The following is a 16,883-nucleotide window of genomic DNA, read 5'->3' as shown; positions in this document are numbered from 1 at the left end:
GTGCTGGTACGGGAGGCCCTGGGTCAGGAGATCTCCAGCGTCGGCAGCTGGCGGATCATGCGCTGGTGTGTCACCCAGTCCCCGGGATAGCGTTTCCGATGCGAGATGTTGTCGACGAACTCGCGTCGCCGTAGTTTCGCCACGTCGAGATCGACCCTGCGTGGGTCGATGAAGAACGCATTCACTCCGTTGCTCTCCACGGCCACGAACTCGTATCCGTAACGTGCGTGGAATCGTTTCCACCCGGTGATCGACGCGCCGTAGTAGAGCCCGCTGGGGGCGGCCTTCTGACAGCTGAACGATCGCTGATGAGGTATGGTCACCGCGGCTTCCGGACCAAAAGCGGAGTTGTACTCGACGCAGACCACGCTGGGCCGGAGGCCGGCCGCGAAGAGAGCCTCCGCGATGTGGAAGTCAATGCCGTCGATGTCGAGNGAGAGAAGATCCGGCGTGTCGGTGTCGCAGCGGGAGAGAATCTCCGCCACGTTGTCCGGCTCGACGAAGAGTGACATGTACTGGACGCCGATGTTGAGGTGCTGCAAGAATCTCTGCGCAGTGCGGGAGCGGAGGCTGTCGCCTTCGACCATCACGCCGTTGTACTTCTTCGCGTAGGCGAGATACGAGGAGTTGTTCTCCAGTCCGTCGGAGGCGCCGATCTCCACGAAGAAGCGGGTGGGGGACTGGATGCGGTCCAACAACTCGCTGATCACGCCATCCTCGCCGTTCTGGCTGAAGACCGAGAACTCCCAGCTGGCTGGATCGTCGGCTACCGGCTGCCGGGTGGCGACATTCAGGAGACCGCGGCTGAGCGCCATCGGCAGGCGGTCCCGGTAAAGGGACCTCATGTACATGAAATAAGCTGGTGCGAGGAGTACTTTCTCGGCTGTGATCTGCATTCCGGGTGCCTCTGCTGTGGGGGGGGGCTGACGGGCCGAACACCTGGCNGGGAGAAGAACGGGCGGGNGGGGTTCACGGGGCGGTGTGCACTCCGGTCACGGACGGCCGTTGGCTGGATCCCTCGCCGCCGGGNGGGGCAGAGAAGGTCGGGACATGACTACCACGGTAGTGAGCTGTTTCGCCCGCGGCGGATTCTCCGGCAGATGTTGGCGTGTCGTCCACGCTGGTATGGAATAGATCCGGTCGGGTGGCATCCAGGTCTTCGTGCTTGCTCGGCACCGCTGTCCCGGGTAAGCCGGCTGCCGTTCGATTGCGCATGACGAAAGCTGGAAAACGGATTTCCCGGATGCGGTGCCAGGAGTCCGGAAAGCTGCGCCGCAGGCCCCGATGAGGGTCTGAAACACTCGGATGCGACCTCCCGGCTACCGACTCCGGCCGTCCCTAAACTCCGCCGAACCGGCTGGCGCGCTCCGGCGCCGGCGGTTGGAGACGGCGGGCGGGAGCAGTCGTACATGACCGTGACGGTCCGGCAGCGTCGCCTGGTCCGACCGACACGGATACCGGCGACGGTGGCGGTGACCGCGGGGAACATCGCGCTGCTGCTGATCGTGACCGCGAACGGGGCGATTGCCGCGCGCAGCCTGGGTGCCGGTCTGCGTGGCGAGTTCGTCGCCGCGCAGACCTGGGCGACCACTGCCGGCGTCGTACTGACCTTCGGTGTCACCCAGGCGATCGTGGTGGACGCCGCGCCGGCCCGGCTGCTGCGCGCTCCGCTCTTCGCCCACGTCGCGCTGAGCCTGGTCCTCACCGTGGGTCTCTTCGCGCTGCTGGCGGGCACCGGTCTGCAACCGTGGCTCACCGCCCCGGGTGTGTTCGGTGCCGCCTGCCTGGCCGCCAGTGCCGTGGCGACATCCCATGCCGCCGGTATGGCACAGCGGCGGGGCCGGATGGCCGGCTCCTTCCAGCTGGTGCGGATCGTGCCCGCGCTGGCCGGCGCCGTCTGCACCGCCGCGCTGGTCGCCGCCGGTGAGCGGGACCCCGACCGCTGGCTGGTGACGCTGGGGGTCGTGAGCCTGGTCGCCGCGCTCGGCCAACTGGCCGGGAGCGGATTCGGGCCGGCGCGGGGCGCGGGTGCGCGGGGTGGCCCAGGAGGACTGCTGCCGCCACGCGGTTTCGCCACGACCGCGCGGCGGGCGTATGTGTCCGTCATCGGCGCGCAGGTGATCTACCGACTGGACGTGCTGCTGGTGGCGGTCTGTCTCGCCAGTCACCAGGTCGCCTTCTACGGCGTCGCGGCGGCGGTCGCCGGTGCCTGCGCGACCGTGTCGCAGTCGACGGGAATGGTCATCTTCAGCCGTCTGCGCGGTGCGGCCCTGGGCGACGCCCGCCGGATCATCCTTCGTGGAACCGTGCTCAGCCTCGCCGTGGCGGCCGCCATCGCGCTTCCGGTGGGACTGCTGGCCGCTCCGGCCATTCGGATCATCTACGGTGCGGAGTTCCTGCCGGCTGTCGGCGCGACCCGCCTGCTGCTGCTCGCCTCGATTCCGCTCGCGGCCGACTATCTTCTGATCCACGCGCTGTTGGCGATGAACGCGCCGGGAGCCGTGACCAGAGTCCAGGCGCCGGTCGCGGTGCTGACGATCGTGCTGCTCGTGGCGGCGCTGCGCGGTGACGGCCTGGGCGCGGTGGCGGCGGTCTCGGTCGTTTCCTACACCGCCTCGGCGTTCCTCCTGCTCTGCGCCGTCCTGCGCAAGGGCTCGGCCCGTGCCGTGCCGCCAGCCTCCGCCGTGCCGTCTGTCGCCGAGCCGGCGGAACGGACGTTCCCCGAACTTGGAATTCCGCAACAGCGCGTTCGTCGACCCGGACCCGGACCCGAAGCCGGGGACGGGGCCGGGGTCGGATCCGAGGCCGGGCTTTCCCGCACAACACAGTCGCCAAAGGAGACGAAATGACCGTGTCGGAGACCTGGGAGGTCGAGGACGCCGCGCCGCGCGAGGACGTCGCCCGGCTCCGGGGGCAGTACCTCGACCTGCTGCGCTCGACGCTCACCTTCTCGTTGTGGGACGGCCGCGACGGCACCGCCTGGACACCGCGGCCGGCGGTCCGCCGGCTCGCGGACCTGTTCTCCCGACACGCCGGTGTCGAGCTCGTCAAGACCTCCAGCGGTCTTCGTGGCGACGGACGCGACTGGCCGCGCCTCGCCCACACGATGACCGGGGCGCGCCGAATGGAGTGTCTCCAGGAATGCGTGGAGCGGGTGCTGCTTGACGAGGTGCCGGGGGATCTCATCGAGACCGGTGTCTGGCGGGGTGGGAGCTGCATCCTGATGCGGGGTGTGCTCGCGGCCTACGGCGACACCACCCGGGCGGTCTGGGTCGCCGACTCGTTCGAGGGCCTTCCGCCGCCCGATCCCGCCCGCTACGCCGCGGACGCCGGTGACACCCACCACCGCAACCGGGCGCTCGCGATCTCGCTGGAGGAGGTCCGCGACAACTTCCGCCGTTACGGGCTGCTCGACGGGCAGGTGAGGTTCCTCAAGGGGTGGTTCCGGGACACGCTCCCGACGGCCCCGATCGACCGGCTGGCCGTACTCAGGCTGGACGGGGACATGTACGAGAGCACCTCCGACGCCCTGACCTCGCTGTATCCGAAGCTCTCCCCGGGTGGGTTCTGCATCGTCGACGACTATGGCGCCATCGAGGGGTGCCGCGCCGCCGTCGACGACTTCCGGGCGCGGACCGGTGTGCGCGAGGAGATGACCCGCATCGACTGGACCGGGGTCTACTGGAGAAAAGAACAGTAATGACTGCCCGGGTTCCCGCCCGGTGGGCGGCGCGGGGCCGGTCGGAGAAGGTCGCGCGGCACCGCGCCGGCCGGCAGACGATCGGGTCGGCCTTCGCGGCCGGCGGGAACAGTTTCACCTTTCTGCGACTGGCACTCGCTCTGGTCGTCTTCGTCCAGCACGGCTGGATCGCCGGCGGATTCGGGGAGTTCCGCCTCGGGGTCTACGAGCCCGGTGCGATCGCGGTCGACATGTTCTTCGTCATCAGCGGATTTCTGATCACCTGCAGTCGGGCCCGCCTGCCGTCCGGTGCCAGGTACCTCTGGCACCGGGCGTTGCGGATCCTACCGGGATTCTGGGTGTGTCTGGCCGTCGTCGCCTTCCTGATCGCGCCGGTCGCCTGGCTGCATGACAACGGCTCGTTGCACGGCTACTTCGGGTCGTCCCCGCACGGCCCGTTCAGGTATGTGCTGGGAAACCTCGGACTGAGGGTGGGAGTTCCAGATATCGCCGGGACGCCGGTCGGGATCCCGCTCTCGTCGCCGAAGTTCGATCTGCCGCCCACCTGGAACGGGGCGCTGTGGAGTCTTTGGTGGGAGGTGCTCTGTTATCTCGGGATCGCCCTCGGCGCGGCGCTCGGGGTCGTCCCGCGGCGACGGGCCGTGGTGCTGGCCTGCACGGCGGCCCTGTGGGCGCTGCTCGTCCTGCGCTGGGCCGTCCCGGAGGCGACCGGCCCACTCGCCGGGGAGCTGGCCGGCGGTGCGCTGCGGCTCGGGCCCGTCTTCCTCTGCGGCGCCCTGCTGTACCTGTACGCGGACAAAATCCCGCTCTCCGGCGCGCTGGCGGTCCTCAGCCTCGGGGTGGTGGCGCTCGGTGGACTGCTCTCGGAGCCGCACGTCCTGATCGACCCGGCATTGGCCTACCTTTGCCTGTGGCTTGCGCTGCGCCTGCCCTGCCGGCGTTTCGGTGCCAGGGGTGACTTCTCGTACGGCATGTACATCTACCAGTCCCCGGTGCAGCAGCTGATGGCGGTGCTGGGCCTGCACCACCGCGGTGCGGTGGCGTACTTCGTGGTCTGCCTGCTGATCTCGTCGGCGGCCGCGGCGCTGAGCTGGTACTGCGTGGAATCGCCGGCGATGCGGCTGAAGAATGCCGATCCCGGCTCTTTCCCGGGCCGCCGCCGGCGCGGGAGGGTGTCGGCGCCCGTCGTTTTTGTTCCCCATCAGCCAGGCCCGGAACGGTGGGAATTCGGCCAGGTCGGCCAGGTCGGCCGGGAGTCGGACAGCGGCGACGAACCGGTTCCGGGCCGACGGCGCGCCGCACCGCCGCGATCGGGTGCTTGAAACGGCTTGTGGGGCGGTCCTAGAGTTCTTTATGCCCAGAGAGCCCGGGGGCGGCGCCGCGGTGCGGTGGCGTGGTGGTCGGCGATGTCAGGTAAACGAGTCTCGGATATGTCACGCCCGCATCGTTTCCAGGTGGTCCGAAAATGAGCGTACCGTGTCGTGTTGGAATCAATATTCTTTCGCTCATCCCCAGGATGGTCGGGGGTGCCGAGACGGCCGCGCTCGGCCTGCTCGACGAGCTGGCCCGGCAGCGGTCCGCCGACGACGAGCATGTTCTGTTCTGCCTCGAGAGTTTCGTTCGGGAACACCCGGAGATTTCTGCCCGGTTCACGACGAGGACCCTTCCGGTCAGCGGGCGGGTACGTCCGCTGCGGGTGCTGGCGGAGAACTCGTGGCTCGCCCGTGAGGCCCGCCGGGCACGGCTGGACGTCGCTCATCACCTGGGAAACGTCGTGCCGCCCGCCGGCGGTGTCCCGGGTGTGGTGACGATCTACGACCTCCAGCCCTTCGACCACCCCGAGTACTTCTCGCGGGTCAAGAAGGCCTACCTGCACACGGTGGTGCCGCGTTCGGCCCGGCGGGCCAGGATCGTCATCACACCGTCGGAGTTCGTCCGGAGCACCGTCATCGAGCGTTTCGGTGTTCGGCCCGAGCGGGTGCGCCGCATCTACCTGGGGGTGGAGGCGGCACAGGCCGGTCTGTCGGCGGCCGAGGTCCGGGAGCGCTACGGCATCNGGGAGCGCTGGTTCGTCTACAGCGCGGTCACCACCGCCCACAAGAACCACGGCGTGCTGCTGCGCGCGTTCGCCAGGGTCGCGGAGAAGGAACCGGACGTCATGCTCGTGCTCACCGGTGGGCAGGCCACCACGGAACAGGAAGTCCGCCGCGAGATCGCGGATCTGGGCCTGTCGGACCGGGTCGTGCGCACCGGTCGGATCCCGCGGCCGGACGTGATCGGAATTCTGCGCGGCGCGGTGGCCCTCACTTTTCCCTCCAGGTACGAGGGGTTCGGCCTGCCCGTGATCGAGGCGATGAGCCTCGGTACCCCGGTGCTGGCGGCCGATGCCACCGCACTGCCCGAGATCGTCGGCGCGGCCGGCCGCCTCGTTGACCCGACGGACGTCGAGGCCTGGGCCGAGGGCATGTTGGCACTCCTGGACGACGACCACGAGCGCCAACATCTGATCCGCGCGGGTCTCGGCCGGGCGCAGAGCTTCACTTGGGCGGCGACCGCCGCGCAGACGATGCGGGTGTACCGCGAGGCGCTGGGTGCAGCCGCGTGATGGGTGCCCCGGTGGGCGCTCGGGTCGGTTCGGCACCCCTGGTGGGTGCGCGGCCCGTCGTCGACGGCAACGCGGGTAGGGCGGGCGGTCGGGGCCTCGCCGCGGGCGGCGGAACCGCTGCCGCTGCCAGATCCGCTGCCAGATTCCGTGCCAGATCCGGTGCCGCTGCTGGTGCTGCTGGCGCAGTCGTTGGTGCCGGTGCCGGTGCCGGTGCCGGTGCCGGTGCGGTGCATCGCGGCCGACCTGCTCCGCTCCCGGCCGCTGTGGATCGGGAGGATGCGGCCGGCGGGCACGGCCCGCTGCCGCGCCTTGTCAGCGCCTGGGTGACGATGGTGGTCGCGGCCGCCTTCGGCCCCTACCTGATACCCGGGTTCCGCACGGAGCAGCTCGCGGTGTACGGAACACTTCTGGTCAGCCTGCCGTTCCTCGGGCCGCGGATCAGATTCGGGACGGCCTACGTGGTGGTCCTGGGGATCTGGATCGTCTCGCTGGCCTTCGTGACGATCAACGCGGGCAGGTTCGCGGTGACCTCCGGGCCGTACCAGGCGGGGGCGACGCTGGCCGGGATCGAGAACTACTGCTATCCGGTCGCGGTTCTCCTGCTGGTGGCCGTCTGGACTTCGGGCGGGTACGACCGCGCCGCCCTGCTGGTCGTGGTCTGCCGGACGCTGATCGCCGCCCTCTGCGTGAACAGCCTGGTCGCGGCGGCTCAGATGTTCATGGACCTGACGCCGGTACTGCAGCGTTTCTNGGACGGAGGATCGGGATCCGGGCAGTCGGTCGCGCAACTCGCCTTCGGTAACGGCCGGCTCAGCGGGGTGTTCAACCAGCCGACCGAGGCCGGTGTCGCCTACTCGCTCGGACTGTTCGCCGCCGTGTACCTGTTCGCCAGCGCCGAGCGGGACCGCCCGCTCCGGCTGGGCCTCGCGGTGCTGTTGCTGGTGACCGGAGGGGTGCTCTGCGTCTCGAAGGTCTTCCTGTTGCTGGGCATCCCACTGGCGCTCTGGCAGCTGGGCCGTCAGGGACGGCTGTTGCGCAGGTTGGCCGTGATCTGCACGGTGCTCGGGGTCTCCTTCCTGGTCGTCCTGCGGGCGGGCCTGTCGCGTTGGCAGGGCGGTTGGATGCTCCNGGCACTGCTTCCCAACGATGACGACAAGGATCTGCTCACCCGGTACTCGGCCCAGCGGTTCGGCCAGGAGGGCGTGCTGAAGATCGGGTGGAATCTCGTCCTGGACACACATCCCTGGCTCGGTTACGGCGCGGGTGGCCTGACCCTGCCCTATGACAGCTCGTGGATCGAGGCCGTCGTCGTGGGGGGCCTCGTCGGGGTGGCGCTGCTCGGGCTCATCGTCGTCGTGCTGGTCGGAACGTGGTGGCGTGGGCGTTCGGCGCAGCCCTCTTCAGAGCGGCCGTTCGCCGGGGCGGTGGTGACCCTCGCGGTCATGGCCACCGCGGGCGTTCCCACCTTCACCGTGAACCGGGCCGGGTTGCTGTTGTGGATCTTTCTTGCGCTGCTGGTCCTCAGCCGTGACCACAACGGTGACCGGCACGGCACCCCCGCGCCCGCGCCCGCGCCCGCACCCGCGCCGGAACCCGCACCCGCACCCGCACCGGAACCCACGCTCGTATCCGCAAATCGATCGCTCAAAGTAACGATATGAACGTGAATGGTAGTAGTCGGGTGTCTGGTGAGCGCTGCGGGCCCGGCGACGGAGCCAGTGCGGGTGACCGCGGACGCGGAGAGCCCGGGGGGGCGGGGCGTGCCGCGGCCGGTCTTCTGCGCGGTGTGATGGCCGATGTCACCGCCCTCGGCCGCGGCGCGGCCCCCCGCGCCGGTTACGAGCTCTCCAAACGGGCGGGCGGGCATGCCCTGATCTTCGGTGGGCTCCGGCGGGCACCGCGGCGGGCGCGCGGGCTGCGGCCGATCGGCCTGCCGCGCGGTGCGCCGAGTGGCCCTGCCGCGCCAGGCGAGGGCGCCGGCGGTTACGCCGCCGACGCTGACGCCGCCGACGAGGTGAAGGGGGTCGTGCGCATCTTCGGCCGGCAGGTGGACCTCGGGCCGCGGACGGACTGGCACGCCGTCCTCGACGCTCCGGGCAGGTGGCCGGCGATCCCCTGGTGGCGGCTCGACATCCGCTCCGAGTCCCGGCCGGGTGACGTCAAGTGGGCCTGGGAGCTGGGCCGGATGCGTCACCTGGTGCTCCTCGCCAGGGCGGTGGCCCGGGGCGGGGACGGGGCCGCGCTCGACCGGCTCCGCGGCGAGCTGGAGTCGTGGTTCATCCAGAACCCGCCGGAGCGCGGGGTCCACTGGTACTCCAACCTGGAGATCGCGCTGCGCTGCTTCGCGTTCGCCCAGGTACAGGAGCTGGCCGGCGAGCCGCTCGGCCCGCGCCTCGCCGAGCGGACGGAGCGGGAGCTGCGGCATGCCCGCCGCCACCTGCTCGCCGACCTGCCGTACACGGCGAGCAGCATGCGCAACAACCACTGGCTCGGAGACAGCCTGGGCCTGCTGATCCTGGAACGGATCCTGCCGGCGGACCGGCTCTCGCCGGCGCGCCGGAGGCTGGCCCGGGCGCTGTTCGACGCGCAGCTGGGCCGGCAGGTCCGGCCGGACGGCTCCATGATCGAGGATTCGCTCTCCTACCACCGCTTCGTCACCGAGCTGCTGGCGGTGCGGATGCTCGTCGACCCGACCGAGCGGGTGCGGGACGCCCTGGTGCGTTCGGCGCGGTTCCTGTGCCGGCTCGGCGCGCTGGAGGGCCCGGTGCCCCAGTTCGGTGACTGGGACGAAGGACGTCTGCTGTGCACGGCCGGTGACGCGCAGCGGATCGCCGGCTCGGTCGCGGTGGCGCTGTCCCTCGGCGGGTCCGGCGCCACCCGCGACTGGCTGGCCGAGTACGACGAATGCGCCTGGTACACGAGGGTCGGCACCCCGGTGCGACCCGACCCCGCCGAACGGGACGGCCTGGACATCGGCGCGGGCCTGGCCCGGGCTGCCCGCGGCCGGTGGACCACCTGGCTGAAGGTGGGCTCCGGACCGTCCCACGGGCACGCGGACCTCGGCTCCACCTGGGTTCTGCACGACGGCCACTGGGTGGTGGGGGACCCGGGCACCGGCACCTACAACGGATCTCTGGCCGAGCGCAACGGGATGCGGTCCTCAGCCGCCCACAGCGTGCTGCGGCTGGCGGGCGAGGACCAGCTCGTCCCGCACCGCGTGTTCCGCTGGGCGCACACCGCGCGCGGCCAGGCGGGCCCGCCGTTGATCATCGGTGACACGGTCGTGAGCTGGGGATTGCACGATGCCTACCGCCGGCTGCGCCCGGCGCGGCGGATCGCCCGGGTCGTGCTGACGAGCCCCGACGGCGTGACCTGCGCGGACTTCGTCGAGGGCCCGCCCGGGGCGGAGTGGGAACTCACGCTCCCGCTCGCGCCGACGGCCGAGCTGGACGCCGAGGCCCGGTCCCTGCGGACCGGGGGCGGCGCCGTCCTGCGGCTGGCTCTGCCGGGCCGGGTGGAGCCGGTGCGCGGGCAGCGCGAGCCGTGGGCCGGCTGGTGGAGCCCCACCTACGGCACGGCCGAGCCGGCGACCTGGCTTCGCCTCGCCGGGCGGCTGACGGGGCCGGTGGTGTGGTCGGCGTACACCGGGACCCGACCACCGGCGGCCGCTACCGGGGCCGCGGCCGGCGCGGGGCTGTCACTGGGGGCGACCACGCTGGACGTCGAGTGGGCCGGCCGGGAGGTCCGGCTGACAGCTCGTGGGGAGCACGAGGAGACGGTGGCTGTGCGGGAGGCGGAGGAATGAGAACCCTGCTGGTGTACAACCACTTCGCGGCACCCCGGGGAGCCCCCGGTGGAACGCGGCATGTCGAGCTCGCCGACCGGCTGGCGGGGTGGCGGACGACGATCGTGGCCGCCGACCGCAACTACGTCACCCGGGACGTGCTGCGGGTCGAGGCGGACGGGCTCCGGACGGTCCGGACGACGCCGTACAGCGGCAGCGGCGCGCTGCGGATTCTCAACTGGTGCTCCTACGCGGCCAACGGCCTCGTGGTCGGCCTGCGGCACCGGCGCCCGGACATCGTGTACGCGTCGTCGCCGCACCTGCTGGCCGGCCTCACCGGCTGGGCCGTCGCCCGGCTGCGCGGGGCGGTCTTCGTGCTGGAGATCCGCGACCTGTGGCCCCGGGTGCTCGTCGAGATGGGTCAGCTGGCGGCGGGGTCGCCGGCGCACCGCCTGCTGCGTGCCCTGGAAGTCTTCATCTACCGGCACGCCGACGCCGTGGTGGTCCTCGCCGAGGGCGTCCGCCAGGTGCTGCAGGATGTCGAGCGCGTGCCGGCCGAGCGGATCGTCTGCATCCCCAACGGCGCCGACCCGGCGGACTTCGATCCGCCGGCGGCGCGGGAGGAGCTGCGGCGGGAGTTCGGCCTGTCCGGGTTCGTGGTCGCCTACACCGGTGCCCACGGGCCGGCCAACGGCCTCGACCTCGTGCTGGACGCGGCCGAGAAGCTCGCGACCGACCTGCCCGAGCTGAGCTTTCTGCTGGTCGGCGACGGGGCGGCGAAGGCGGCGCTGGTGGCGGACGCGCGGGCGCGGCGCCNGGGCAACGTCCGCTTCCACGACGCGATCCCCAAGGACCGCATGGCGGCCCTGCTGGGGGCGGTGGACGCGGGCCTGCACGTGCTCGCGGACGTCGAGCTGTTCCGGTACGGCGTGAGCCCGAACAAGCTGTTCGACTACATGGCCGCCGGGCTCCCGGTCATCACGAACACGCCGGGCGAGGTGTCCGAGATCGTCACCGCCGCCGGCGCGGGGGTGTGCTGCGAGCCGAACGGCCTCGCCGACGCGGTGCGGGAGGTCATCGCCGCCGGGCCGCGGCGGCGCGCCGAGTGGGGGGCGTCCGGCCGGTCCTACATGAGCCGGACCAGGTCGCGTACCGCGCTCGGCGGCCGTCTGCAGGAACTGCTGGACGGTCTGGCCCGGCCCTGACCGCCCGGCCCTGACCGCCCGGCGGTCAGACCGAGGCGGCTGAGAGGACCTTCTCCGCGGCGTCGGCGGCGTCCCGCATGTCGTCCAGGGTGAGTGTGGGGTGCACCAGGAACGCCAGCGAGGTGTCCGCCAGCCGCGCCGCGACGGGCAGCCGGCCCACTCCCGGCCCCGCGCCGGCGAAGGCCCGCTCGCGGTAGACCTCGCCGCAGCTGCCGACGGAGCAGGGAATCCCCTCGGCGCGGATCGCGCGGAGCACCCGGTCCCGGTCCCAGCCCGGGCGGAGCGTCTCCGGCCGCAGGTAGGCGTACGCGCGGTAGTAGGAGGCGTGGGTGTCGGGCTCGTCGGGCGGGAGGGGGACCCGCAGCTGGGGCAGCGCGCCCAGCCGCCGCAGCAAGGCGCCCCCGTTCTCGCGGCGGCGCCGCACCCAGTCCGGCAGGCTGCGCAGCGCGACGCGGCCCGCCGCGGCGGCCAGCTCGTGCATGCGCGCGTTCGTGCCGATGGTGGTGTGCGTCCACCGGAACCCGGCGCCGTCGTGCGGGGTGGCGAGGAGGTCGGGGTCCTTGCCGTGGTCCTTGTAGGACCAGACGTGACGCCAGACGGCCCGGTCGCCGGTGGTCACGAAGCCGCCCTCGCCGGCGGTGGTGAGAATCTTGTCCTGGCAGAACGACCAGGCCGCGACGTCGCCGAAGCCGCCCACCGGGCGCCCGCGGTAGCACGCGCCGTGCGCCTGCGCGCAGTCCTCGACGACGGCCAGCCCCGCGTCCCGCGCGAGGTGCATCAGCGGGTCCATGTCGACCGGCCAGCCGCCGAGGTGGACCGCGATGACGGCGCGGGTGTGCCCGGTGATCGCGGCCTGGGCGGTCCGCGCGGTCAGGTTCCCCGAGTCGGGGTCGACGTCGGCGAAGACGGGACGGGCCCCGACGGTGGCGACACAGCTCGCGGAGGCCATGAAGGTCCGGCTTGGGACGATGACCTCGTCTCCCGGGCCGACGCCGAGCGCGCGCAGCGCGAGCTCCAGGGCCACGGTGCCGTTCGCGACCGCGATGCCGTGGCCGGCGCCCACCGCGGCGGCGTACTCCCGCTCGAAGGCGCGGCCCTGGTCACCGGTCCAGTAGTTGACCCGGCCGCTGCTCAGCGCGGCCTGCACGGCGCGGATCTCGTCCGCGGAGAACCGGGGCCAGCCGGGCAGCGGGGCTGTTCGGACGGGATCCCCGCCGTCCACCGCCAGGGCGTGTGACTGGTGCAGACGAGATGACACGTTGCCTCCGGTTCGGGCTCGCCGCTGGCGGCTAGACGGGCGCGGGCACGGCGGCCGTTGCCGTGCTCGTGGCGGTGCTCGTGGTTGTGGCCATGGCCGTGGCTGTGGCTGTGGCCGTCGCGGCGTCGAAATCGTGGTTCACGCCGCCGGCCCCGTACGTGCCGTCGCCGAACAGAATGATCCGCAGGGCGCGCAGCATGATGGCGAGATCCAGCCGGACTGAGCGGTTCTGGACATACCAGATGTCGAGCTCGATGCGGCGTGACCACGGAATGCTGTTGCGCCCGTTCACCTGGGCCCAGCCGGCGATGCCGGGGGGGACGGACAGCCGGCGCAGCTGGTGTGGGGTGTAGCGCTCGACCTGGCTGCGCACCGTGGGCCGGGGCCCGACCAGGCTCATGTCGCCGCGCAGGACGTTGAGCAGCTGCGGCAGCTCGTCCAGGCTGGTCTCGCGGAGCAGGCGGCCGACCCGGGTGATGCGCGGGTCGCCGCGGTAGGTGACCACCCCGGTGCCCCGGTGCTCCGCGCCGGTCACCATCGTCCGGTACTTGAAGATCGTGAACGGCCGGCCGTGCTCACCGATCCGTTCCTGGCGGAAGAGCACCGGGCCGCCGTCCTCGGCCCGGATGGCGGCCGCGGCGAGCAGGAGGACGGGGGAGCCGGCCACCAGGCCGGCGAGTGCCCCGGAGATGTCGATCCACCGCTTGACCCGGCGGTCCCGGCGGTCGCACCGCGCACAGCGGGCGGCTTCGTCGCCCGCGTCCGCGGCCTCCTGTCGGTACCTGGCGGTGATCGGTTCTGCCGGCTCCGCGGTTCTGGCCTTTTCGGCCTCGCCGCGCGGGGGCGGTTCGTGCGGGCTGCTGCTGCGCTGGCGTGGTAGTGACCAGGCAGGGGTGTCCACTGGACGGCCTTCGCCGTCGGGTGGGCCGGCCTGGCCGTCGCGGGGGCGGGGTGGCCCGGTCACGGGGAGAGGCTGGTGATCCTCATCCGAAGAAGTAAGATCATCAATCGCTTTCACGGCACCCAATGTTGCAGAGAGTAGTCATCGAGACCTGGAGCGACACGGGAGTGGGGTGGCTGGGCAATGAAGGATCTCGTTGTCGTCGGCGGCGGCGGTCATGGCCGGGAGCTGCTGGAGCTGCTCGCGGCGGTGAACGAGGAGCGACCGCGCCATCGCCTGCTCGGTGTGCTCGACGACGGGACCCCCGACGCCGAGCTCCTCGCGGCCTTCCGGACCCGTCACGTCGGCCCGGTGCGCCGGCTGGCGGAGCTGGACGCGGAGTATGTGATCGGTGTGGGATCGCCGGTCGCCCGGGCGGCGATCGACCGCGCGGCCAGTGGCTGGGGGCGCACCCCGGCGACCCTGGTCCATCCGCGCGCCGTGCTGGGGGGGCGGGTCACCCTGGGCCCCGGCTCCGTGGTGTGTGCCCTGGCCAGCATCACCACCAACGTCCGGACCGGGCGGCACGCGCACGTCAACATCGCCGCGACGGTCGGCCACGACTGCCGGCTCGGTGACTACACGACGCTGGCCCCGGGGGCCAGGGTGAGTGGGGCTGTCACGCTCGGTGATCGGGTCACGATCGGAACCGGTGCGGTGGTGATCCAGGGCCTCGGCATCGGTGCGGGTACCACCGTCGGCGCGGGCGCGGTGGTGGTGCGGGATCTGCCGGCGGAGGTGGTCGCCGTCGGTGTTCCGGCCCGCCCGCGCGGCCTGGCCGCCGGCTCGGTGGCGGCGGCCGACCCGGTGGGAATGGCCTGACGCGAATCGGTGTCGCGGTGCAGGCGAGCCTGCCGTCGCTATGTAGTTCCTCAATTACACTCCGTGCTGTCACGGCGTGGTCGGCGTCAGCACGGCCCGGCGCCGACCATCGACGTGCGGAGGTCCGATGCGACAGGTGGTGCAGGCGGTCGGTGGCGGTGAGGTTCGGGTCGTGGAGGTCCCATGCCCCTCCATCGGCCCGACCGAGGTGCTCGTCGAAACCGTCGCGACCATCGTCTCCGCCGGCACCGAAAGGGCGGTGACGCAGCTGGCGCAGGCGGGGCTGTTGGCCAAGGCGAGAGCCCGCCCGGACCTGGTGCGGCGGGTGGCCCAGAAAGCGCGGGCCGACGGCCTGCGCGACGCGGTCCAGTCGGTGCGCAGTCGGCTGGCGAGCGACCTGCCGCTGGGCTACAGCGGCAGCGGTCGGGTCGTCGAGGTCGGACTCGCCGTCAACGGAATCCGTCCCGGCGACCTGGTCGCGACCGGTGGCGGGGGCTGGGCGAACCACGCCGAGTTCCAGGCGGTGCCCGGCCTGCTCTGCGCGCGGGTGCCGGACGAGGTCGCCCCGGGCGACGCGGCGTTCGCGACCATCGCCTCCATCGCGCTGCACGGGCTGCGCCTGGCCGAGGTGGGTCCCGGCTCGAAGGTCGTCGTCGTCGGCCTGGGTCTGCTCGGGCAGCTCGCCGCGCGGCTGGCGATCGCCAGCGGGTGCGACGTCGCCGGGGTGGACCTCGCCGACCTGCCCCTGCGCACCGCCACCGCCCACGGGGTGCTGGCGCTGCGCGAGGCCGGTGACGCCACCACCGCGGCGGTCCGGGAATGGAGCCGGGGAAGAGGGGCCGACGCCGTACTCATCTGCGCGGCCGGCCGGGCGGGCGAGCCGGTCATGCGGGCCACCGCCCTTGCCCGCGACCGGGGCCAGGTCGTCGTCGTCGGTGATGTTCCGCTCGGCCTCGAACGGGCTCCCTTCTACGAGAAGGAGCTGTCCCTGCGCTTCGCGCGCTCCTACGGCCCGGGACGCTACGAACGCGGTTACGAGGAATGGGGAGTCGACTACCCCGCCGGGCAGGTGCGCTGGACGGAGGGCCGCAACCAGGAAGCGGTGCTGGACCTGCTCGCCGCCGGCCGGATCGCGGTCGCCGACCTGGTCACCCACACCTTCCCGATCGCGCGGGCGGCCGACGCCTACGAACTCGTCGCGTCGCGGCGCGAGCCCTACCTGGCCATCCGGTTCGACTACCCGCCCGCCGACCCGCGCCCGGCCGGGTCCGTCCCGGCGGCCCGGGAGCTGACCGGGGCCGGGGCCGGGGCCGGGAGCCGGCGGCTGCCGGTGCCCCACGGGAGGCGCGGTGACCGCGTCGGCTGGGTCGGCGCGGGGAACTTCTCGGCCTCGGTTCTGCTGCCGGCGTTCCGGGCCGCCGGATTCGAACAGTTCATCAGCGTCGCGTCGGCCAGCGGGCGGTCCGCTCGCGCGTTCGCCGACCGGCACGGCTTCGCCGGTACCGCGGCCAGCGCCGAGGAGATCCTCGACGACGATGACGTGGATGTGGTGGTGATCGCGACCCCGCACTCGACCCACGCCCGGCTGGCGGCCGCGGCGCTCGCCCGGGGCCGGCACGTGTGGTGCGAGAAACCGCTGGCCCTGGACGTCGTCGAGCTGGCGGCCGTCGAGCAGGCCGCGGCGGCCGGCGGCGGGGTTCTCATGGTGGGCTTCAACCGCAGGTACTCGCCGGCGGTGGTCGAGGCGCGGCGGCGGGTCGCCGACCGGGACGGCCCGCTGAGCGTCGTCTACCGGATCGCGGCCGGGCCGGTGCCCACGGATCACTGGTACAGCGACCGGATCGAGGGTGGCCGGCTGCTGGGGGAGGTCTGCCACTTCGTCGACACCTGCGCCGCGTTGGCCGACAGCCGGGTCGAGGCGGTCACCGCGCTCCCCGGCCGCGGCGGGGAGGCACTGCTGGCCGACGACCTCGCAGTCACCCTCCGTCACGCTGACGGCACGCTGTCGACCATCGCCTACAGCTCGGCCCGGCCCAGGTCGTGCCGCAAGGAGACCGTCGAGCTGCTGACCGGCCGCCACCAGCTGCGCATCGACGACTTCCGTGAGCTGGTCGCCGACGGCGACGCGGTCTGGCGGGGCGGGCAGGACAAGGGCCACCGGGCAGCGGTGCGTGATTTCCTGCGGATGTGCCGCGGTGGCCGCGCGGACGTGACGGCCGAGCTGCTCGCGTCGTCCCGCGCGGTGCTGGCCGCGGCGGCCGCCCTCGGAACGGGCGGCGTCGTCGGGGTTCCGGCACCCGGCGGGCCGAGCGCCGACCCCGGTGCGGCGGGCCCTGTCGGGGTGCCTTCGCCGCGCCCGGGCCGGACCGGTGCGCTACCGGCTCTCACCCCACGCCCCGGGGAGATCCGCCAGGACTGACCACCAGTAGAAACCCCTCCACCGCGGAGGGAAACCCGGGCGGACCGGGTGAAACGGAGGATGATCGTGCCTCGCGCGCTGATTACAGGAATCACCGGCCAGGATGGGTTGTATCTGGGTGAGTTGCTGGTGGAGCGGGGTTATGAGGTG

The 16,883-nt window shown here is 72.3% G+C and carries 11 protein-coding genes and 2 pseudogenes; 11 read left to right on the top strand and 2 right to left on the bottom strand.

What is annotated here, in order from left to right:
• The first annotated feature begins 1,409 nt into the window (after positions 1–1,409).
• The 8 genes and pseudogenes from UG55_RS23820 to UG55_RS48105 all read left to right on the top strand — a co-directional run.
• Positions 1,410–2,849, top strand: coding sequence for a lipopolysaccharide biosynthesis protein (locus UG55_RS23820; RefSeq protein WP_066073339.1), 1,440 nt, complete (start codon positions 1,410–1,412; stop codon positions 2,847–2,849).
• The gene (locus UG55_RS23815) at positions 2,846–3,700 is read left to right on the top strand and encodes a TylF/MycF family methyltransferase (RefSeq protein WP_066073336.1); all 855 of its coding nucleotides are present in this window, start codon (positions 2,846–2,848) and stop codon (positions 3,698–3,700) included. Before UG55_RS23820 ends, UG55_RS23815 begins: the two co-directional genes overlap by 4 nt.
• The gene (locus UG55_RS23810) at positions 3,700–5,022 is read left to right on the top strand and encodes an acyltransferase (RefSeq protein ID WP_066073333.1); all 1,323 of its coding nucleotides are present in this window, start codon (positions 3,700–3,702) and stop codon (positions 5,020–5,022) included. The genes UG55_RS23815 and UG55_RS23810 overlap by 1 nt, the downstream gene beginning before the upstream one ends.
• Before the next feature lie 143 nt (positions 5,023–5,165).
• Positions 5,166–5,756 (top strand): annotated as a pseudogene (locus UG55_RS48120) (glycosyltransferase); the annotation flags it as partial.
• A 1-nt stretch (position 5,757) separates the two neighbouring features.
• Positions 5,758–6,305: glycosyltransferase family 1 protein (locus tag UG55_RS48115; protein ID WP_206779426.1), on the top strand; the 548-nt coding region annotated here is incomplete at its 5' end.
• A gap of 1,789 nt (positions 6,306–8,094) precedes the next feature.
• Positions 8,095–10,110: a heparinase II/III family protein gene (locus UG55_RS23790; RefSeq protein ID WP_066073324.1), complete on the top strand. Its 2,016-nt coding sequence runs from the start codon at positions 8,095–8,097 to the stop codon at positions 10,108–10,110.
• Positions 10,107–10,905: pseudogene (locus UG55_RS48110) on the top strand (glycosyltransferase family 4 protein); the annotation flags it as partial. The gene UG55_RS23790 and the pseudogene UG55_RS48110, both read left to right, overlap by 4 nt.
• Before the next feature lies 1 nt (position 10,906).
• Positions 10,907–11,294 (top strand): glycosyltransferase (locus UG55_RS48105; RefSeq protein ID WP_396230997.1); only part of this gene is annotated, 388 nt, incomplete at its 5' end.
• 25 nt (positions 11,295–11,319) lie between these two features.
• Here UG55_RS48105 and UG55_RS23780 read toward each other — a convergent pair.
• A complete protein-coding gene (locus UG55_RS23780) occupies positions 11,320–12,552 on the bottom strand; it encodes a DegT/DnrJ/EryC1/StrS aminotransferase family protein (protein ID WP_242425008.1) in 1,233 nt (410 codons plus the stop codon).
• Positions 12,553–12,583: 31 nt separating this feature from the next.
• Positions 12,584–13,516 (bottom strand): sugar transferase, encoded by a 933-nt coding sequence (locus tag UG55_RS23775; RefSeq protein ID WP_242425007.1) that lies wholly within the window; start codon positions 13,514–13,516, stop codon positions 12,584–12,586.
• A gap of 120 nt (positions 13,517–13,636) precedes the next feature.
• Here UG55_RS23775 and UG55_RS23770 point away from each other — a divergent pair, with 120 nt between their 5' ends.
• From UG55_RS23770 to UG55_RS46375, 3 genes are all read left to right on the top strand, one after another.
• The gene (locus tag UG55_RS23770; protein WP_066073316.1) at positions 13,637–14,314 is read left to right on the top strand and encodes an acetyltransferase; all 678 of its coding nucleotides are present in this window, start codon (positions 13,637–13,639) and stop codon (positions 14,312–14,314) included.
• Positions 14,315–14,441: 127 nt separating this feature from the next.
• Positions 14,442–16,733: a bi-domain-containing oxidoreductase gene (locus UG55_RS23765; RefSeq protein ID WP_066073313.1), complete on the top strand. Its 2,292-nt coding sequence runs from the start codon at positions 14,442–14,444 to the stop codon at positions 16,731–16,733.
• Positions 16,734–16,799: 66 nt separating this feature from the next.
• Positions 16,800–16,883 (top strand): GDP-mannose 4,6-dehydratase (locus tag UG55_RS46375; protein WP_313954639.1); only part of this gene is annotated, 84 nt, incomplete at its 3' end.

Source organism: Frankia sp. EI5c, from assembly GCF_001636565.1.
Taxonomy (GTDB): Bacteria; Actinomycetota; Actinomycetes; order Frankiales; family Frankiaceae; genus Parafrankia.
The sequence above is the reverse complement of the archived record's forward strand: the minus strand, read 5'-3'. Positions and strand labels throughout refer to the sequence as shown.